Annotated in this window: 14 protein-coding genes; 9 read left to right on the top strand and 5 right to left on the bottom strand. The window is 63.8% G+C overall.

What is annotated here, in order from left to right; genetic code table 11:
* Positions 1-26 precede the first annotated feature (26 nt).
* The 4 genes from NKI96_RS26580 to NKI96_RS26595 form a co-directional block, all read right to left on the bottom strand.
* A complete protein-coding gene (locus NKI96_RS26580; RefSeq protein ID WP_023822811.1) occupies positions 27-359 on the bottom strand; it encodes an MmcQ/YjbR family DNA-binding protein in 333 nt (110 codons plus the stop codon).
* Positions 360-382: 23 nt separating this feature from the next.
* Positions 383-1132, bottom strand: coding sequence for a bifunctional 2-polyprenyl-6-hydroxyphenol methylase/3-demethylubiquinol 3-O-methyltransferase UbiG (gene ubiG, locus NKI96_RS26585; RefSeq protein ID WP_023672976.1), 750 nt, complete (start codon positions 1130-1132; stop codon positions 383-385).
* 85 nt (positions 1133-1217) lie between these two features.
* Entirely contained in the window at positions 1218-1517 is a 300-nt protein-coding gene (locus NKI96_RS26590; RefSeq protein WP_023822812.1) for an antibiotic biosynthesis monooxygenase family protein, read from the bottom strand.
* Positions 1514-3355, bottom strand: a complete 1842-nt coding sequence (locus NKI96_RS26595) for a CHASE3 domain-containing protein (protein WP_502900306.1) — start codon at positions 3353-3355, stop codon at positions 1514-1516. The genes NKI96_RS26590 and NKI96_RS26595 overlap by 4 nt, the downstream gene beginning before the upstream one ends.
* 245 nt (positions 3356-3600) lie before the next feature.
* Between NKI96_RS26595 and NKI96_RS26600 the strand changes: the two genes are divergently transcribed.
* From NKI96_RS26600 to NKI96_RS26640, 9 genes are all read left to right on the top strand, one after another.
* On the top strand, positions 3601-4854 hold the full coding sequence (locus NKI96_RS26600; protein ID WP_023672973.1) for an aspartate kinase: 1254 nt from the start codon (positions 3601-3603) through the stop codon (positions 4852-4854).
* A gap of 83 nt (positions 4855-4937) precedes the next feature.
* Positions 4938-7208 carry a phosphoenolpyruvate--protein phosphotransferase gene (gene ptsP, locus NKI96_RS26605; RefSeq protein WP_023672972.1) on the top strand — a complete coding sequence of 757 codons (2271 nt, stop codon included), beginning with the start codon at positions 4938-4940 and terminating at the stop codon, positions 7206-7208.
* An 8-nt stretch (positions 7209-7216) separates the two neighbouring features.
* Positions 7217-8296 carry a peptide chain release factor 1 gene (gene prfA, locus NKI96_RS26610; protein ID WP_031198877.1) on the top strand — a complete coding sequence of 360 codons (1080 nt, stop codon included), beginning with the start codon at positions 7217-7219 and terminating at the stop codon, positions 8294-8296.
* Positions 8289-9167, top strand: coding sequence for a peptide chain release factor N(5)-glutamine methyltransferase (gene prmC / locus NKI96_RS26615; protein ID WP_023804566.1), 879 nt, complete (start codon positions 8289-8291; stop codon positions 9165-9167). The genes prfA and prmC overlap by 8 nt, the downstream gene beginning before the upstream one ends.
* 304 nt (positions 9168-9471) lie before the next feature.
* Positions 9472-10467 carry a DUF4167 domain-containing protein gene (locus tag NKI96_RS26620; RefSeq protein WP_352806966.1) on the top strand — a complete coding sequence of 332 codons (996 nt, stop codon included), beginning with the start codon at positions 9472-9474 and terminating at the stop codon, positions 10465-10467.
* A gap of 208 nt (positions 10468-10675) precedes the next feature.
* A complete protein-coding gene (gene clpB, locus NKI96_RS26625; protein WP_023672968.1) occupies positions 10676-13282 on the top strand; it encodes an ATP-dependent chaperone ClpB in 2607 nt (868 codons plus the stop codon).
* Positions 13283-13353: 71 nt separating this feature from the next.
* Positions 13354-13710 (top strand): MmcQ/YjbR family DNA-binding protein, encoded by a 357-nt coding sequence (locus NKI96_RS26630; RefSeq protein ID WP_023685771.1) that lies wholly within the window; start codon positions 13354-13356, stop codon positions 13708-13710.
* Positions 13711-14002: 292 nt separating this feature from the next.
* Positions 14003-15520 (top strand): L,D-transpeptidase family protein, encoded by a 1518-nt coding sequence (locus tag NKI96_RS26635; RefSeq protein WP_023822820.1) that lies wholly within the window; start codon positions 14003-14005, stop codon positions 15518-15520.
* Between the two features lie 102 nt (positions 15521-15622).
* Positions 15623-17182 (top strand): MFS transporter, encoded by a 1560-nt coding sequence (locus NKI96_RS26640; RefSeq protein WP_031198878.1) that lies wholly within the window; start codon positions 15623-15625, stop codon positions 17180-17182.
* A gap of 173 nt (positions 17183-17355) precedes the next feature.
* On the opposite strand, the gene NKI96_RS26645 is transcribed toward NKI96_RS26640, so the two are convergent.
* A complete protein-coding gene (locus tag NKI96_RS26645; protein WP_352806969.1) occupies positions 17356-19326 on the bottom strand; it encodes a M23 family metallopeptidase in 1971 nt (656 codons plus the stop codon).
* Between the last annotated feature and the right edge of the window lie 460 nt (positions 19327-19786).

Genomic DNA, 19786 nt, shown 5'->3' on the forward strand with positions numbered 1-19786 from the left:
CACACTTTTCCTCGAACTGCTCAAGCTTAAATTTGGCTCGCGTCGAGGCGCTTCCGTAGCGCCGGCGGGGCGACGTTTCGCCAGGCCGTCCGAACTGCGCTGTGGAATGTCTGTTCGTCGCAGGCTTCGAGCATGATCGACGTCCATCCCTTTTGGCCCCAGCCGCCTGTCACGGGCCTGAAAACCGATGGCTCAGCCGCGGCCATCATCTCTTGCTGGTCGCGGTCGAGCTTGACGACAGCACGGTCGGCTTCGGGCAGAGAGACGAAGATACGGTTGCGGACGCGGAAGTCAGCCTTGCCGAAATGCGATTGCTCGACCGTTTCGGGAAGATCGAGCGCCAGCTCTCGGGCCCTCATAGTGTCCACGGCCGCCCCTTCGTTCAGACCGATCGTTTTTCCGCCAGCACCATATAGTTGACGTCCATGTCCTTGGAGCGTGCCCAGCGGTCGGCGAGAGGATTGTAGGTCACGCCGGTACGGTCGATGATGGTCATGGCGGCGCTGCCGAGCGCCTTTTCAAGCTCTTCAGGCCGCACCAGCTTGCCGAACTGGTGGGTGCCGCGCGGCAGCCAGCGCAGCACATATTCGGCGCCGATGATGGCCAGGCCCAGTGCCTTCAGCGTGCGGTTGATGGTGGCCACGAACATGATGCCGCCGGGCTTGACCATCTCGCCGCACTTGCCGATGAACAGGTCGACATCGGCAACATGCTCGACGACTTCCATGTTGAGGACGACGTCGAATTTCTCGCCGGAATCGGCCAAATCCTCAGCGGTCGTAGCGCGATAATCCACCGTCACGCCGCCTTCGGCCGCGTGCAGCTTCGCCACCTCGATGTTGGTTGCCGAGGCGTCGGCGCCGACCACTTCGGCTCCAAGCCTTGCCATCGGCTCGCACAACAATCCACCACCGCAGCCGATATCGAGGAAACGCAGGCCTTCGAACGGCCGCGCCGCCCGCGGATCGCGGCCGAAGCGCGCCGCCACCTGGTCCCGGATATAGGCCAGCCGGACCGGGTTGAATTTGTGCAGCGGACGGAATTTGCCGTTCGGGTTCCACCATTCGGCGGCAAGCGCGGAAAAGCGTTCCACTTCTCCGGCATCGATTGTCGATCGTCGGGCCTCTGGCATGGGGCGGGTCTCCTCGGACGCTAGGAAGTCGGGTGCCGGGGCAAGAAAGTCAAGGCCGGTTTTATGCGACTGCTGGCAAGTCGACCTAGGGCCTCGAGATCACAATCGCCGCATGTCCCATCTCAACACTCGCGGGATCGATGGCCCGCATCGCTTCGCAATCGCCGATCTCGGCCATGATGCGGCCCGCGGCGGCGAGAGCCTGCTCGCGACTTCGCCAGCGCACGACATCGACCCAGCTGCCATCGTCCCGCCGCGCCAGGCAGCGGTTTACGAAACCAGGTTGCCGCGCCAGCCAGTCGGCGACCAGGTTGTTGGCGGCGGCAAAGCCCGCTTCCGCTCCAGGCTTGAGGCGAAAGGTGACGATTTCCAGGGTCTCGGTCATTTTGCGTCCAGCACGTCGCGCAATTTCGCCGCCAGCTGCTCGATGGTGAAGGGCTTGGCCAGGAAATGCACGTCATGGTCGAGCACGCCATTGTGGACGACGGCGTTCCTGGTGAAGCCGGTGGTGAAGATCACCTTCAGCTTCGGCATGCGCGCCAGCGCCTCCTCCGCGAGCTTGCGGCCATTCATCACCGGCATGACGATATCGGTGAACATGAGCGCCACACCAGGGTTGTCGCCCAGCTTTTCCAGCGCTTCCTGGCCGCTTGCGGCATGAATGACGGTGTAGCCGAGTTCGCGCATGGCATCGGCGGTGGAAGCCCGCACGCGTGGATCGTCCTCCACGACAAGGATGGTTTCGGTGACCGGCACGGCAGGATTTCCGGCTCGTTCCGAAGATATGGCGGCCTCTTCCGGGCCGAAGAAGCGCGGCAGGTAGATCCTGATCGTGGTGCCTTGGCCGGGTTCCGAGTAAATCTTGACGTGTCCGCCGGACTGTTTGACGAAGCCGAACACTTGGCTCAGCCCGAGGCCGGTGCCCTTGTCGACCGGCTTGGTGGTGAAAAATGGCTCGAAAGCCCGCTCCATGACGTCCGCCGGCATGCCGGCGCCGGTGTCGCTGACCGCGATCATCACATACTGGCCGTCTTTGACCTCGGCATGGGTGGCGGCGTAGCTCTCGTCGAGGTGGCTGTTGGCGGTCTCGATGGTCATCTTGCCGTCCTCGCCCATGGCGTCGCGCGCATTGACCGCCAGATTGAGAATGGCATTTTCGAGCTGGCTCGGATCGGCATGGGTCTTCCACAGGCCGCCAGCCAGCACGGTTTCGATGCGGATGGTTTCGCCGAGCGCCCGCCGAAGCAGGTCCGACATGCCGGCGACCAGACGATTGGCGTCTACAACCTGAGGCGCGAGCGGCTGCTGGCGCGAGAAGGCAAGCAGCCGTGACGTCAAGTTTGCGGCCCGGGTCGCCGCATCGGTCGCCGCTTCGATGAATTTCATGATGTCGTGCTCGCCCCGCGTCAGCTTGCGCTGGGCGAGGTTCATGGCGCTGATGATCACCGCCAGCATGTTGTTGAAATCGTGGGCGATACCGCCGGTCAGCTGGCCCACAGCCTCCATCTTCTGCATCTGGCGGATCTGCGATTCGGCCTTTTCACGCGTCTGGATTTCGTTGCCGAGCTCGATGTTCTTGCGCATCAGCTCTTCCTGGGCGATCGCCACTGCGCGGAACCGGCGGCGCGAAAGGCGAACCGTGTAGGCGCCAAGCAGGAAGATCGCCAGCAGCGCCGCTATCGAGCCGATTCGCAGCCAGTTTTCGACCAGGTCGGTATGAGCGTCGCGCGCGGCGATGGCTGCGCCGCCAATGCGCCGGATCGTGTCCATGCTGGCCCGGATCTGGTCCATGGCGGCCTTGCCCTGGCCGCTGCGGACCAGTTCCAGAGCTTTTGCCGCATCGCCGCGATCGTAGAGTGCAATCGTCTCAGCCAATTCGGCCTGGTTTTGTGAAAGCGCGTCCTTGACGTGGTTGATCTGCTGCACGAGTTCGTCGTCGGGCGCGGTCATGCCGTCGATGTGGGCAAGCTGGCCCGGAATGGCGTCGACCGCCTGCCGATAAGGCTGGAGGTAGGATTTCTCGCCGGTCAGGAGATAGCCGCGCTGGCTGGTCTCGGCCTCCTGAGCCATCGTAAGCAAACCGGAAAGCAATTCCTGATACTCGACCGCCTGGCGCGCGGCCTCACGATTGGCTCTCTGGGTCTCGACCAGCACGGCGCGTGTGCCGACGATCAACGCCAGCACGGCGAAGCCGATGAACAGCGGCAGCGATTGCCACCGCATGGCGCGTCGAAGGCGAACAATCATTCGATATGCCGGACCAAAAGGAGTTTCCCGCGGGCAGCATTTGGTAAGCGGCGGCGGGGCCGAACGCAATATGCCGCGATCCTGAAGCCGGCATCCGCCGCCAGCCTTGCGAAACCGTGATCATTTGGCTAAGGAGGCGCGCATTCAGCGGCCGGCTTCTGTCGAGCGCTTACTTCCCCTTTCGGTCCTGGGCCGGCTTCAGTCAAAGGCATTTCGCTTCCATGGCGCGCATCGTGATGAAATTCGGCGGAACCTCCGTCGCCGACATCGCCCGCATCCGCAATGTGGCGCGTCACGTCAAACGCGAGGTCGATGCCGGCCATGAGGTCGCTGTCGTGGTTTCGGCGATGGCGGGCAAGACCAATGAACTGGTTGGCTGGACGCGCGAAGCCTCGCCCATGCACGACGCGCGCGAGTATGACGCCGTGGTCGCCTCGGGCGAGCAGGTGACTGCCGGCCTGCTGGCGATCACACTGCAGAATATGGGCGTCCATGCCCGCTCCTGGCAGGGCTGGCAGATCCCGATCAAGACCGACAACGCGCATGGCGCGGCGCGCATCCTCGAAATTGACGGCGCGTTCCTGATCAAGCGCTTCGGCGAGGGCCAGGTGGCTGTCGTCGCCGGCTTCCAGGGCATCGGCCCGGACAACCGCATCGCCACGCTCGGCCGCGGCGGCTCCGACACAAGCGCGGTGGCCATTGCCGCGGCGGTCAAGGCCGACCGCTGCGACATCTACACCGATGTCGACGGCGTCTACACCACCGATCCGCGCATCGAGCCGAAGGCGCGGCGGCTCAACAAGATTTCGTTCGAGGAAATGCTCGAAATGGCCTCGCTCGGCGCCAAGGTCTTGCAGGTGCGCTCGGTCGAGCTTGCCATGGTGCACAGGGTGCGTACGTTCGTGCGGTCGTCCTTCGACGATCCCGATGCGCCCGGAATGGGGGATTTGCTCAATCCTCCGGGAACGCTCATTTGCGACGAGGAAGAGATCGTGGAACAGCAGGTCGTCACCGGAATTGCCTACGCCAAGGACGAAGCGCAGATTTCTCTGCGCCGCGTCGGCGACCGCCCGGGCGTTGCCGCCGGCATTTTCGGCCCGCTGGCCGAGGCCAACATCAATGTCGACATGATCGTCCAGAACATCTCCGAGGACGGCAAGTTCACCGACATGACCTTCACCGTGCCGTCCGGCGACGTGGACAAGGCGTTGGCCGTGCTGGAGCGTCTGAAGGCTTCGATCGGCTATGACGTGGTGCAGTCGGAAGCCGGCATGTCGAAGGTTTCGGTCATCGGCATCGGCATGCGCAGCCATGCCGGTGTGGCCGCCACCGCTTTCAAGGCGCTGGCCGACAAGGCGATCAACATCCGCGCCATCACTACCTCCGAGATCAAGATTTCGATACTGATTGACGGTCCCTACACGGAACTCGCGGTTCGTACTTTGCATTCCGTGTACGGTCTGGATAAGCAGTAGCGAGAGCGATTTGAGTTGTTGCGTGTGCGCCGGTCGCAGTGGAAACTGCGGCGGGCAAAATGCCCATTGGAGAAGAAGCCGCGATGCGTGATACGGCCAGCGGCCCGCGCGTTCTGCTGAAACGGCTCCGCGAGCTCATGCAGGAGCCGCTGGAGCCGCAGGAGCGGCTCGACCGGATCGTGCGCGACATCGCCTCCAACATGGTCGCCGAGGTCTGCTCGCTCTATGTGCTGCGCGCCGATTCGGTGCTCGAACTCTATGCCACCGAAGGTCTGAACCCGAACGCCGTCCATTTGGCGCAACTGCGGCTGGGGCAGGGCCTCGTCGGCACCATTGCCGCGAGCGCGCGGCCGCTCAACCTCTCCAATGCACAGGAACATCCGGCCTTCGCCTACCTGCCGGAGACGGGCGAAGAGATCTACAATTCCTTCCTCGGCGTGCCGGTACTAAGGGCAGGGCGCACGCTGGGCGTGCTGGTGGTGCAGAACAAGACCATGCGCCACTACCGCGACGACGAGGTCGAGGCGCTGGAAACGACCGCCATGGTGATCGCCGAGATGATCGCCACCGGTGATCTCGCTCGCCTGACCCGGCCCGGCCTCGAACTCGATCTGCGCCGTCCCGTCAGCTTTACCGGCCTGTCCTTCAACGAGGGCGTCGGCCTCGGCCATGTCGTGCTGCATGAGCCACGCATCGTCGTCACCAATCTGTTCAACGAGGACAGTGAGGAAGAGGTGCGCCGGCTGGAGACGTCGCTCGGTTCGCTCAGGCTTTCTATCGACGACATGCTGGAGCGGCGCGATGTCGCCTTCGAGGGCGAACATCGCGAGGTGCTCGAAGCGTATCGCATGTTTGCCAACGACCGCGGCTGGGTGCGCCGGCTGGAAGAGGCGATCCGCAACGGCCTGACGGCGGAAGCGGCGGTGGAAAAGGTCCAAAGCGACATGCGCGCCCGCATGCTGCACATGACCGATCCTTATTTGCGCGAGAGGATGAGCGACTTCGACGATCTCGCCAACCGGCTGCTGCGTCAGCTGATGGGGCGCGGGCCTGACGACGTCGCGGCGTCACTGCCGAAGGATGCCATCCTGGTCGCGCGCTCGATGGGCGCGGCCGAACTGCTTGATTATCCCAGGGACAAGCTGCGCGGCGTGGTGCTGGAAGACGGCGCTGCCACCAGCCATGTCGTCATCGTCGCGCGCGCCATGGGCATTCCGGTCGCCGGCCAGATGAAGGGCGCCGTTTCCATGGCGGAAAACGGCGATGCCATCATCGTCGACGGCGAGGAAGGGACCATCCATCTGCGGCCGCAGCCGGACCTCGAAGCCGCCTATGCCGAAAAAGTGCGCTTCCGGGCGCGCCGGCAGGAAGTCTACCGGGAATTGCGCAAGAAGCCGTCGGTGACCAAGGACGGCGTCCAGGTCGACCTGCTGATGAATGCGGGCCTGGCCGTCGATCTGCCGCAACTGGCCGAGGCGGGCGCCGCCGGCATCGGCCTGTTCCGCACCGAATTGCAGTTCATGGTCGCCTCGACCTTCCCGCGTGCCGAGGCGCAGGAGCGGCTCTACCGCGACGTGCTGGACGCGGCGCGCGGCAAGCCGGTCACCTTCCGCACCATCGACATCGGCGGCGACAAGGTGCTGCCCTACTTCAAGGGCGCTGTCCAGGAAGAAAACCCTGCGCTCGGCTGGCGCGCGATCAGGCTGACGCTCGACCGGCCGGGTCTGCTCAGGACCCAGATCCGCGCTCTGCTGAAGGCCTGCGGCGGGCGCGAACTGAAGCTGATGCTGCCGATGGTTACCGAACTCGGCGAAATCGCCCAGGCGCGCGAGATCATCGACCGCGAAGTGCGGCATCTCTCCCGCTTTGCCCACCATCTGCCGACCAGCCTCAAGGTGGGCGCCATGCTGGAAGTGCCGTCGCTGCTGTTCCAGCTCGACGAGTTGATGAAGGCGGTCGATTTCGTCTCGGTCGGCTCCAACGACCTGTTCCAGTTCGTCATGGCGGTCGATCGGGGGAACACGCAGCTCTCCGACCGCTTCGACACGCTGTCGACGCCGTTCCTGCGGGTTCTGAAGCAGATCGCCGACGCCGGGGTTCGCAACCACACGCCGGTGACGCTGTGCGGCGAGCTTGCCGGAAAACCCATTTCCGCCATGGCGCTGATCGGCCTCGGCTACCGCTCGATCTCGATGTCTCCAGCCTCGATCGGCCCGGTCAAGGCGATGTTGACCGAACTGCCACTGGAGGAATTGGAGGCTTTCTTTGCCGACAATCTGATGGCGCCAGCTCAAGGGCTGCCGATGCGGGCGCTGCTGCAGGCCTTCGCCGACGACCGCTCCATCCCGCTATAGCATTAGCCATGGTCAATCTTCCCCGCGAGCGTATGGATCAGGTCGTCAAGCGTTTCGAGATGCTCGAAGCGCAGATGTCGGCCGGCCCGGCGGCCGATGCCTATGTGAAGATGGCCTCGGAATATGCCGAGCTGCAGGACATGGTGGCCAAGGTCAGGGAACTGCGCTCAGTCGAGCGCGAGCAAGCCGACCTCGAGGCGATGCTTGCCGACAAGGGCACCGATGCCGAGATGCGGGCCCTGGCGGAGGCAGATCTGCCCGGCGTCGAAGGGCGTATCGAAGAGCTGCAGAAGGACATCCAGATCCTGCTGTTGCCCAAGGATGCGGCCGACGACAAGAACGCCATCCTTGAAATCCGCGCCGGCACCGGCGGCGACGAGGCGGCATTGTTTGCCGGCGACCTTTTTCGCATGTATGAGCGCTATGCCGCCGAACGCGGCTGGCGCTTCGAGACGGTGTCGGCCAGCGACGGCGATGCCGGCGGCTTCAAGGAAATCATCGCCACCATTTCCGGTAGGGGAGTCTTTGCCCATCTGAAATTTGAATCCGGCGTGCACCGCGTGCAGCGCGTGCCGGCGACCGAGGCCAGCGGGCGCATCCACACTTCGGCGGCGACGGTTGCCGTACTACCGGAGGCCGAAGAGGTCGACATCGACATTCGCGCCGAAGACATCCGTATCGACACGATGCGCGCCTCGGGTTCGGGCGGCCAGCACGTCAACACCACCGATTCTGCGGTGCGCATCACCCATTTGCCGACCGGCATCATGGTGGTGCAGGCGGAGAAGTCGCAGCATCAGAACCGGGCGAAAGCCATGCAGATTCTGCGTGCGCGGCTTTATGACCTCGAGCGCAGCAAGGCGGACGAGGAGCGCTCGGAGTCACGCAAATCGCAGGTTGGTTCGGGCGACCGTTCGGAGCGCATCCGCACCTACAACTTCCCGCAGGGCCGCCTTACCGACCATCGTATCAACCTGACGCTCTACAAGCTCGACCGGGTGATGATGGGCGAGCTCGATGAGGTCATCAATGCGCTGATCGCCGACCATCAGTCGAAGCTGCTCGCCGATATTGGCCTCGATGGCTGACATGTTGCCCGGCGCGCTCGGGCCGTTGTTGCGGGTGGCGCGGGAGCGGCTTGCCGCAGCCGGCCTTTCCGACCCGGCGCTGGATGCCAGGCTTATCGTCGAGCATTTTTCCCGCACGGACCGTACGCAGGCGATCGCCGACCCGCAACGGACGGTCGATGCGGGTGCGGTTGCCGCAATCGGCGCTGCTCTGCAGCGCCGCATGGCCGGCGAACCGGTTCACCGCATCCTCGGGTTTCGCGAGTTTTACGGCCTGCGGCTGTCGCTGTCGCCGGAAACGCTGGAGCCGCGGCCGGACACCGAAACGCTGGTCGAGGCGATCCTGCCTTTTGCCGGCGCGACGGCCGAAAGGCTGGGGGAATGCCGTATCCTCGATCTCGGCACCGGTACCGGCGCGATTGCGCTGGCGCTGCTCAGCGCGGTTCCGGCCGCGACCGCCACCGGGGTCGATATTTCACAAGACGCGCTGGCAACCGCGATACGCAATGCCGAGCAACTCGGACTCGCCGGCCGGTTCGTGGGGCTGCAGTCTGACTGGTTCGAAAAAGTTTCGGGCCGATACCATGTAATTGCCGCAAACCCTCCCTATATATCGTCTAGAGACATTGGAAATCTGCAGGACGAGGTCCGCGATTTCGATCCGCACAGAGCCCTTGATGGCGGTGTGGACGGTCTTGGCCCCTACAGGATCATCGCCGCCGAGGCGGCAAAGTTTCTGGAAGCAGAAGGCAAGATAGCGGTCGAGATCGGCCACACGCAGCGCAATGAGGTCAAAGACATATTCGCGGCAGCCGGCTACAGGCTGGCCGGGGCATTTGTCGATCTTGGCGGAAACGACAGGGTTCTTATGTTTGAACAGGGAAAGCCTTGACGCAGTGCAAAAAAGCGCTTGGCAATGCCGGGGAATGCGGCTAGGGTCCGCCCTAACCGGATGAGACGAAGCAGGCAGTGCTCTTAGCGATTCGGTTTTCCTTGGAAATAGCTGCCTTCTTGCGCAAACGACGCCCAAGCTTCGTGCGGGAATCGTCCGGCAAGTGATGTAACCGGAACAGGATGACACGTGGCGCCAACGCAATTGATGCGGGCGAACGCCGGTGAAGAAACGAAACGGCTGGCTGCATGAGCGCCTCCGTTCGCGAAACGTTTTTCGAAAATTTCAAAATGAAGAGAGTCTTATGAGGCCACAACAGCAGAACAGGCGCATGCGCGGTCGCAACAACAATGGCGGCGGCGGTGGCAACAACAATAACAACAACAACAACCGCAAGGGCCCAAATCCCCTGACGCGCAACTACGAGAGCAACGGCCCGGACGTGAAAATCCGTGGATCGTGTAAGCAGATCGCCGAAAAATACGCCACTCTGGCCCGTGATGCCCAAAGCTCCGGCGACCGGGTTATGGCGGAAAATTACCTCCAGCACGCCGAGCACTACAACCGCATCATTGCCGCCGCACAGGCGCAGATGCCGATCCAGAATGCCCCGCAGAACCGCGACGAATTCGACGACGATGAAGATCGCGACGATTTTGACAATGCCGGCAGCGGCAATGGCGGCGAGACTCAAGCGCCGATGGCGAACCACGGCAACGGTCCGCAGCCGACGATTGAGGGCACGCCGGCCGAACTCGCATACGGCCAGGAAAACGGCCGCGAGAACAACAGTGGCCGTGACAATAATGGCCGTGACAATAATGGCCGCAACAACAACGGCCGCGACAACAATGGCCGCAACCGTGACCGCCGCCCCAATGGCGGCTATGGCCAGAACGACCAGCGTGGCGACTTTGCCCAGCGTGGCGAGCAGAACGGCCAGCGCGGCGACCAGCAGCGCTTCACCGAAACCCCGGCACAGGCGGAAACCGTTTCCGCGGTTGAGCCCGAAGCCGAGAGCGGTTTCTCCGAGCCGGCGCCGCTGTACGAAAACCTGTCGCCGGCGGCTCTTGCCGCCCGGGCCGAACTCAATGAGGCAGCCGCCGAGAGCGGCGCTGCCCGTCGCCCGCGGCGTCCGCGCCGCCCGCGCAACAATGCCGATCAGGTCGGTGACGAACAGTCTGGTGGTGGCCAGGTGGTGGATGGCGCCGGCGAGACCGCTGCCGCTATTGACGTGGTGGATGCGGCGCCGGCCGAAAGCCCTGCCGGCGACCCGTTCGCCGTCGACGCCAACAACTGACCCATAAGACATAAGTCGATGAAACGGCGGAGAGAAATCTCCGCCGTTTTCGTTTGCTCGGCCATGCAATATCATCAGCCGGACGTCTTGAGCGGCAATGGCTTGCGCCCCATATCTGGCGTGAACTGGACCCGGCTCGGATGAGCGGGTCCGTCACCGCAATCTGATCCGGTGCCGCAAAGCGGGCCGGTGATGGAAGGAGACAGATATGAACCTCGAGAAATACTCCGAGCGCGTCCGCGGATTCATTCAGTCCGCCCAGACCATGGCGCTCTCGCGCAATCACCAGCAATTCACTCCCGAACATATGCTGAAGGTCCTCGTCGATGACGACGAGGGGCTGGCCGCCTCGCTGATCGAGCGCGCCGGCGGCAACGTGCGCGACGTCAAGCTTGGCGTCGAGACCGCCCTTGAGGCCATGCCCAAGGTGGAAGGCGGCAACGGCCAGCTTTATCTGGCGCAGCCGCTGGCCAAGGTGTTTTCGACCGCCGAGGAATTGGCCAAGAAAGCCGGCGACAGTTTTGTCACGGTCGAGCGGCTGCTGCAGGCGCTGGCGATGGAGAAGTCGGCCAAGACGGCCGATATCCTGTCCAAGGCCGGCGTCACAGCGCAGGCGCTGAACCAGGTGATCAACGACGTCCGCAAGGGCCGTACCGCCGATTCGGCGAGCGCCGAGCAGGGCTATGACGCGCTGAAGAAATACGCGCGCGACCTCACCGCCGATGCCCGCGCCGGCAAGCTCGACCCTGTGATTGGCCGTGACGACGAGATCCGCCGCACCATCCAGGTGCTGTCGCGGCGTACCAAGAACAACCCGGTGCTGATCGGCGAGCCGGGCGTCGGCAAAACGGCGATCGCCGAAGGTCTGGCGCTGCGCATCGTCAATGGCGACGTGCCCGAATCGCTGAAGGACAAGCAGTTGATGGCGCTCGACATGGGCGCGCTGATTGCCGGCGCCAAATATCGCGGCGAGTTCGAGGAGCGGCTGAAGGCCGTGCTCAACGAAGTCACCTCGGCGGCCGGCGGCATCATCCTGTTCATCGACGAGATGCACACGCTGGTCGGCGCCGGCAAGGCCGATGGCGCCATGGACGCTTCGAACCTGTTGAAGCCGGCGCTGGCGCGCGGCGAACTGCACTGCGTCGGCGCGACCACGCTCGATGAATACAGGAAGCATGTCGAGAAGGACGCGGCCCTTGCCCGCCGGTTCCAGCCGGTCTTCGTCAACGAGCCGTCGGTGGAAGATACCGTGTCGATCCTGCGTGGCCTGAAGGAGAAGTACGAGCAGCACCACAAGGTGCGCATCTCGGATTCGGCGCTGGTCGCGGCGGCGACCTTGTCCAACCGCTACATCGCCGACCGTTTCCTGCCGGACAAGGCGATCGACCTTGTCGACGAAGCCGCGTCGCGGCTGAGGATGCAGGTCGATTCCAAGCCCGAGGCGCTGGACGAAATCGATCGCCGCATCATGCAGCTCAAGATCGAGCGCGAGGCACTGAAGGTCGAGAAGGACGAGGCGTCAAAGGACCGGCTCGCGCGTCTCGAAAAGGAACTCGTCGGCCTCGAGGAGGAATCGACCGAGATCACCGCCAAATGGCAGTCGGAGAAGCAGAAGCTTGGCCTCGCCGCTGACCTCAAGAAGCAGCTCGACGCGGCCCGCAACGACCTCGCCATTGCCCAGCGCAAGGGTGAATTCCAGCGCGCCGGCGAGCTTGCCTATGGCAAGATCCCGGAACTGGAAAAGAAGCTGAAGGAAGCCGAAGCCCAGGACGGCAAGGCCGGCATGGTCGAAGAGGTGGTCACGCCCGACCACGTCGCCCATATCGTGTCGCGTTGGACCGGCATTCCGGTCGACAAGATGCTGCAGGGCGAGCGCGACAAGCTGCTGCGCATGGAAGACGAGATCGGCAAGCGAGTCGTCGGCCAGGGCGAAGCGGTACAGGCGGTGTCCAAGGCCGTGCGTCGTGCCCGGGCCGGGCTGCAGGATCCGAACCGGCCGATCGGCTCGTTCATGTTCCTCGGACCGACCGGCGTCGGCAAGACCGAACTGACCAAGGCGCTGGCCAATTTCCTGTTCGACGACGAGAGCGCTATGGTGCGCATCGACATGTCGGAATACATGGAGAAGCACTCGGTCGCCCGGCTGATCGGAGCGCCTCCCGGTTATGTCGGCTATGAGGAAGGCGGTGCGCTGACCGAAGCGGTGCGGCGCCGGCCCTATCAGGTCGTGCTGTTCGACGAGATCGAGAAGGCGCATCCGGATGTCTTCAACGTGCTGTTGCAGGTGCTCGACGACGGGCGGCTGACCGACGGGCAGGGCCGCACGGTCGACTTCCGCAACACGCTGATCGTCATGACGTCGAACCTCGGCGCCGAATATCTGGTCAATCTCGGCGAAGAGCAGGACGTCGATGCCGTGCGCGACGAGGTTATGAGCGTGGTGAGAGCCTCGTTCAGGCCGGAGTTCCTCAACCGCGTCGACGAGGTGATCCTGTTCCACCGGCTGCGCCGGCAGGATATGGGCCGCATCGTCGAGATCCAGCTCAAGCGGCTGGAAAGCCTGCTCGCCGACCGCAAGATCACACTGTCGCTCGACCAGGATTCGATCGACTGGCTGGCGGCGAAGGGCTACGACCCGGCCTATGGCGCGCGGCCGCTGAAGCGGGTGATGCAGAAGGACCTGCAAGATCCGCTGGCGGAAAAAATCCTGCTTGGCGAGATACTCGACGGCTCGACCGTCAAGGTCACCGCCGGCTCCGACCGGTTGAATTTCCGGTCCAGGCCCACTGTGGTGCCGACCGACGCGGCAGCCTGATCCAACGCCGCGCGTCCGACCGGACGCGCGGCATTTTCTTATGAAACAACAATCCTTTGACGGGGGTGCAGATGACGCTGGACGACTACAACAGCTTCTGCGCCTCGCTGCCGCAGACGACGCATGTCGTGCAGTGGGGCGGGGCCGATGTCTGGAAAGTCGGTGGCAAGGTCTTCACCATCGCCGGCCATGACCGGGAGGGTGGCGTCTTCGTCACCTTCAAATGCTCTGAAATGGCTTATGACGTGCTGAAGGATCAGCCCGGCTGCCGGCCGGCGCCCTATCTCGCCTCGCGCGGCATGAAATGGATCCAGCGTCAGACAAGCCAGAGCATGGATGATGATGCGCTGAAGGACTATCTCGGCGAAAGCCACCGCCTCGTCGTCCTCAAGCTGACGAAGCAGACGCGCAAGGAATTGGGCCTGTAGCAACCAGTAATCCGCCATCTTCATGCCCGGTTCATGTTGGAAAGCTTATGTTGTGGTTTGCTGGCGAAGGGGTTTGCCTGCAGGCTTTTGACGATCAGGGCGTTCCTTGCGCATCCAAACGGTGGCGAGAACGTTCTGGTGGGAACACTGCCGGGCGGCGGCAATTACGCATGACCCCGAAAATCGAAATTCGATTTTCGGAAAGGATCATGCGCAGACATGAAGTGTTACAGCGTCCTTTGCGCGTCCAAACGGACGCGCGGCGCTGTAAGTACCGGAGAGTTTGACCACCATGTTCCGCACGATCCTTGCCTTTTCGGTGCTCGCCGCCGGGCTGCTCACGTCCAGCGCCATGGCATCGCCGACTGTGGACAACGCACTGCCGGCCGTCCGCGCCGCCGATAGCGGCGGCATTGTGCTTGCCCAGGACGGCAATCTCGACATCTATTACGACGCCAGGGGCAACCGCGTCATCGTCGATGCCGAGACCGGCAAGGTCATCGCCATCCAGCCGCCGCAGACCAGGCTCGACCGCCGCGCGCTGCGCCGGGAAATGCGGGCACGTGAGCTTGGACGCGCACCGGTCGAAGACGACGACCGCTACTATCTCGACGATCCCGAAGACATGGCGCGTTTCCGCCGCAGGCAACTGGACGATCAGGGACGAATCCCCGGCCCGCCGGTTGATGAATACGATCCTGAAAGCGACAGATTCCTGGGGGCCGCTCCGCAGGATGATGCCAATGACAGCGACACCTATCCGGAAGCGCCGAAATCCGCTGAACCGCGGCCCGTCAAGCGCAAGCCGCTGAACGAAGCCTCTATCGATCCCGCCGAACCGGCGGCGCCCGCCGACCAGGGCGCGCTGCCGCCGAAAGCCGGTGGCAAGACCGTGGTCGATCCCTCGCTTTCACTCGGCGCACGCCAGGATGTAGCCGCCTTGCAGGTGCTGCTCGACCGCGCCGGCGCTTCACCCGGCGTCGTCGACGGGCGCTTCGGCTCCAATGTCGACAAGGCGCTTGCCGCCTACAACCAGATCACCGGCAGCAATCTGCGCTCGACCGACGCGGTCGGCATCCAGGCTGCGCTGGCGCAAACCGGTGGCGATGCTTTCGCCAATTATACGATCACGCCCGAGGACGCGGCCGGGCCTTATGTCGCCTCGATACCGGAGGATTACAGCCAGAAGGCGCAGCTCGACCGCATGGCTTACACCTCCGTCACCGAAGCCTTGGCCGAACGGTTCCACATGGACGAGAACTACCTGAAGGGGCTCAATCCCGAGGCCGACTTCAGCCGTCCCGGCACCATCATCAAGGTCGCCAATTTCGGCAGGCTGGTGGCGACGCCGGTTGCCCGCATCGTCGCCGACAAGGACAAGAAGCAGGTGTTCGCCTACGATGCCGGTGGCAAGCTGGTCGCGGCCTATCCGGCCACCATCGGTTCAGCCGACACGCCCTCGCCGACCGGCACCCATACGGTGTCGCGCGTCGCGCTCGATCCGAACTACACCTACAACCCCAGCATCAATTTCAAGCAGGGCCAGAACGACAAGATCCTGACCATCCCCCCGGGTCCGAACGGCCCGGTCGGCTCGGTGTGGATCGCGCTGGACAAGCCGACCTATGGCATTCACGGCACGCCCGATCCCTCCAAGATAGGCAAGACCGAAAGCCATGGCTGCGTGCGCCTGACAAATTGGGATGCGCGCGAGCTGGCCAAGCTGGTGTCGCCGGGCGTCACCGTCGAGTTCGTCGGCGGTCCCTCGGCCGATGATGTTGCGGAGCAAGCGAGCGCTCCAGCGCAGTGATGTCGGCCTGCTCACAAGGCAGACCGATATCCAAAGCTGGATTCATGAGCGCAGGGCGCTGGCCGGTTGTTGCCGGCCCGCAACAAGTCTAAGCAGACGCTCATGAAGTCTCCTAGCGAAGCCGCAGCCGTTCCCCTGAGCAGGTCGCTTTCCAACGGTACATTTTGCCCGCAGTCGCAGCGCAAGTTCGTGCTGGTCGCGGCGATCCTTGCGTCAGCGCTCGGCTTCATCGACGGGTCGATCCTGGCCATTGCCATGCCGGCAATGCGCGTCGACCTCGGCGCCAGCCTGGCCGAGGTCCAGTGGATTTCCAACGCCTATGCGCTGACGCTGTCGGCGCTGATTCTGGCCGGCGGCGCCGCCGGCGACCGGTTTGGCCTCAGGCGCGCCTTCGTTGCCGGCATTGCGCTGTTCATCGTCGCTTCGCTGGCCTGCGCGGTGGCGCCCAATGCGCTGGTGCTCATCGCCTTTCGCGCCATTCAGGGCCTTGGTGCGGCGATCATGGTGCCGGGCAGCCTCGCCATCATCGCCAAGGCCTATCCGAAGAAGGAGCGCGGCCGGGCGATCGGCATCTGGGCCGCCGCCTCGGCGCTGACGACGGCGCTCGGTCCAGTGCTCGGCGGCTTCGTCCTGTCGGCCTTTGGCGGCGGTATCTGGCGGGCGATCTTCGCCGTCAACCTGCCGCTCGGGCTGATCTCGATCTATCTCCTGCTGGCCAAGATTCCCGCCGACGCGCCGACGGAGAAGCGAAGCCTCGATCTCGGCGGCGCCGCTCTCGCCACGCTTGCCTTCGGGGCGCTTGCCTACGGACTGACCTCGATGAGCGCCGAAGGCAGCGGGCTGATGTCGGGGCCGAGCATCGCCGCAGGCGCCGTGCTGCTTATCATCTTCATCGTCTTCGAGCTTCGGCAGCGCGAGCCGATGATCGATCTCAAGCTGTTTCGGATCGGCGCCTTCGCCGGCGCCAACCTCGCCACCTTCTTCCTGTATTTCGCGCTGTCGGCCAATCTGTTCTACCTGCCGATGCTGTTGATCGCCGGATGGGGGCTGAGCACCAAAGAGGTCGGTTTCATCTTCCTGCCGCTGTCGGCGTCGATCGCGCTGCTGTCGGGTCTCGTCGGCCAGTGGTCGGATCGCATCGGTCCGCGTTTTCCGATCGCCAGCGGCTGCCTGGTGGTCGCCATCGCCTTTGCCGGGCTGGCTTTGCTCACTCATGCCGGCATGCACAATTTCTGGACCGGTATCTTTCCGCTAATGGCGGTGATGGGGCTCGGCATGGCGCTGGTGGTGTCGCCGCTGTCGACGGCGGTCATGACCGCGGTCGAGGACAAGGATACCGGCGCCGCTTCCGGCATCAACAATGCGGTTTCGCGCATTGGCGGGCTGATTGCTGTGGCGGCGATGGGCTCGCTCGCGGCCTGGGTCTATTCGACGATGCTCGATACCAGCGTCAGGCCGGGCATTCCGGGGTTCGGAGAACCGGCATTGGCCGGCCTGGCGCCAGACCTTGATGCAACACGGCTCGCCGCCAGCGATGCGGCGTTCGCGGCCGTGTCGACAGTGACGGCCGTGCTTTGCCTGCTTGCCGCTATTATCGCCTGGGTCACCGTTTCGGGGCAAAAGCTGCCTTGGTCACGAGCCGAAGAGGAGCAGTCGACCTGATTCGGAGCCGACCCGATTCGGAATGCTCTGATGGGGCGATTATGATTCGCCGGCGTCGAGTGTGACGGCTTAAAGCGCGTCGCGCTGAAACGGATTCATACGACGCGCTTTAAGTGTTTGTTTTGAGGCATGTCGTTGTCCCAGAACCGCGGCACACTTCTGGGCGACATGCATTAGCCTTCGATCTTGGCGCTCGCGACCTTCAGCGGATTGCTGTCTTCCTGCTTGAGCAGTTCATCGATGCGCTCGCGCTCGCGCTTGAAAGCGACCAGGTCGTCGCCCTTCAGCACCTTGCCGACCGGCAGGCGCACGCGCATCGGGTCGACCTTGGTGCCGTTGACGATCAGCTCGTAGTGAAGATGCGGACCGGTGGAGAGGCCGGTCTGACCGAGGAAGCCGATGGTCTGGCCCTGGCGGACATGAACGCCCGGTTCGATGCCTTTGGCAAAGGCGCTCTGGTGATTGTAGGAGGTCTCGTAGCCATTGGCATGGCGGATGATGATCTGCTTGCCGTAGCCGCCGGCCCAGCCGGCCTTTTCGATGGTGCCGTTGCCGGCGGCGATGATCGGCGTTCCGATCGGCGCCGCCCAGTCGACGCCGGTATGCATGCGGACATAACCGAGGATCGGATGCCGGCGGGCGCCGAAGCCGGAGCGGAATTTCCCGGCCGGCAGGGGATTGCGCAGCAGGAACTGCTCGGCGCTCGATCCGTCCTCGTCGAAATAGTCGATCGAGCCGTCCTGCATCTGGAAGCGGTAGAAATTGCGTGTCTGGCCGCCGAAGGTCGACGAGACATAGAGCAGTTCCGATTCGTCGGAGGCCTGGTCGTCGCCGTCCGGCTGCGAGAACAGCACGTCGATGCGGTCCGATGGATTGAGCCTGGACTGGAAGTCGACGCCGGAGGCCAGGAGCTTGACCAATTGCTGGGTCAGCTTCTTCGACATGCCATAGGAATAGGCGGCGCGGTAGATGCCGTCATAGACGTTCGGCAGATTGCCGCGCACCACCACCGGCGCCGACGAATCATCGAACGCGGTCAGCAATTCGGGGTTCGGCTCCGGTTCCTGCGCCGGCACATACTGGCCGCGGTCGTCGAGCGCGATGGTGACGATGTGCGTTGTCTTGTCATAGACGCTGGTGCGAACGACCTTGGCGGCGTCGCCATGTACCTCGAGCCCGACGCGCAGCACGGTTCCGGTCTTCAGCGCCGGTGCGTTGAGCAGCTTGCCGATCGCCTCCGCCATGCCGGTGGCGTCATCGCCCGTATAGCCCGAATCAGCGAAAGCCTCGGCAATGTCGCGGTCCCTGGTGAAGGGAATGATTTCCTCGGCGAAAGCCGGGGTCTGGTCGTCGAGCGCGACGCGCGGCGCCACCGAGACGTTTTCCGGCACGATCTTGACGTCGTAGGAGCCGGCCATCGATTCGGCGAAGGCATCGCCGAATCGCTGCGGGTCGACATAATGCAGGGAGGCGACCTGCACGGCGCCGTCGCTGAGGTCGGTGCCGGCTTCGCGCACCACTTTTTCAACCTCGTCGGCGGACAGGTCGCTTTTTTCGTCGAAGGAGGCCGTCTCAACCGGGAAATCGACCGTCTTGAGGCTCATCTCGCTTTCGACCTTGGCGCCGTAGATCTGGCCGCCAACTGCGGAGGCCGTCGCCGGCTGCGCCGGCGTCGAGTCGCCATCGTCGCCGAACACCTGCATCGGGTCGAAAGGCGGATAGGCGCGGTTGGTGGTGTGGCCGGCTGCCAGCGCCATCTTGATCTGCACGAACGGCATGGTGTGGATAACGTCGCGGTCGCCGACCTTGGTCACCATCGACACTTCCATGCGCCGGCGGTCCTTGGCCTTGGCGATCTGGCGCGGCGCCACCAGCCTGGTGGTCTTGGCGACCTCGCCGGAATCGCCGCCGCTTTCGAGCTGGGCCAGTTCGGCGATTTCGGGCGGGGTTGCCAGCTGCTGGCGGCCGTCAAGGGCGGCAAACAACGCCACGCCCATCAGCACACTCGAGGTCACGCCGGTAAGAAAGGTGCCCGACAGCCAGCGCGCCGAAACCTCGCGCCGGTCGGGCGGGCCGCTGCGGCCATCCGCGATCAGCGGCGGCTCATTGCCGAGTTCGGCTATGACATCTTCCGTGTCTGGCATCCAGAAAGGCTGCTTCTTCCCCGGGCGGAACGGCTTTTCGCTTCTGTTGGGCCATGACATTTGCCTGTCACGGCGAGTGAAGTCAACGAAGCGGCGAAATCCCCACGCACACGCTCTGTTTTACAGCCCCTTACAGAGAGGCGACTTTATCCTCTTATAGGAGCCTCCTAAATCCTCTTGTAGGAGGGTCCGAACCGGTGATGCGCAGACCCCGCTTTGGCTCTTATAGGAAGGCACCTTGCGGGCCGCGCCGAGCCCTTCTTTGTTGGCCTTGGTGTCGAACGGCAATGCGGCGGCAATAGGGCTCCTTTTTGGCAACGCCAATGTTCCCTTGGGGCAGTCCGCCGGCGCCAAAACTTCTGTCGCAAAAAGTTCAAAAACATCGTCGATGACTGTTGACAGTTCTGGTTGGTGGCGACTATATACGCCTCACGAACGAGGGCGGTGCGCCGCTGGCGGC

Origin of the sequence: Mesorhizobium sp. M0292 (assembly GCF_040321695.1) — a bacterium.
In the GTDB taxonomy this organism is placed as follows: domain Bacteria; phylum Pseudomonadota; class Alphaproteobacteria; order Rhizobiales; family Rhizobiaceae; genus Mesorhizobium.

Coding starts and splice junctions, on each gene's coding strand:
- NKI96_RS26580 (WP_023822811.1), bottom strand. CDS start 359: ATGAGGGCCCGAGAGCTGGCGCTCGATCTTCCCGAAACGGTCGAGCAA.
- ubiG (WP_023672976.1), bottom strand. CDS start 1,132: ATGCCAGAGGCCCGACGATCGACAATCGATGCCGGAGAAGTGGAACGC.
- NKI96_RS26590 (WP_023822812.1), bottom strand. CDS start 1,517: ATGACCGAGACCCTGGAAATCGTCACCTTTCGCCTCAAGCCTGGAGCG.
- NKI96_RS26595 (WP_502900306.1), bottom strand. CDS start 3,355: ATGCGGTGGCAATCGCTGCCGCTGTTCATCGGCTTCGCCGTGCTGGCG.
- NKI96_RS26600 (WP_023672973.1), top strand. CDS start 3,601: ATGGCGCGCATCGTGATGAAATTCGGCGGAACCTCCGTCGCCGACATC.
- ptsP (WP_023672972.1), top strand. CDS start 4,938: ATGCGTGATACGGCCAGCGGCCCGCGCGTTCTGCTGAAACGGCTCCGC.
- prfA (WP_031198877.1), top strand. CDS start 7,217: ATGGTCAATCTTCCCCGCGAGCGTATGGATCAGGTCGTCAAGCGTTTC.
- prmC (WP_023804566.1), top strand. CDS start 8,289: ATGGCTGACATGTTGCCCGGCGCGCTCGGGCCGTTGTTGCGGGTGGCG.
- NKI96_RS26620 (WP_352806966.1), top strand. CDS start 9,472: ATGAGGCCACAACAGCAGAACAGGCGCATGCGCGGTCGCAACAACAAT.
- clpB (WP_023672968.1), top strand. CDS start 10,676: ATGAACCTCGAGAAATACTCCGAGCGCGTCCGCGGATTCATTCAGTCC.
- NKI96_RS26630 (WP_023685771.1), top strand. CDS start 13,354: ATGACGCTGGACGACTACAACAGCTTCTGCGCCTCGCTGCCGCAGACG.
- NKI96_RS26635 (WP_023822820.1), top strand. CDS start 14,003: ATGTTCCGCACGATCCTTGCCTTTTCGGTGCTCGCCGCCGGGCTGCTC.
- NKI96_RS26640 (WP_031198878.1), top strand. CDS start 15,623: ATGAAGTCTCCTAGCGAAGCCGCAGCCGTTCCCCTGAGCAGGTCGCTT.
- NKI96_RS26645 (WP_352806969.1), bottom strand. CDS start 19,326: ATGCCAGACACGGAAGATGTCATAGCCGAACTCGGCAATGAGCCGCCG.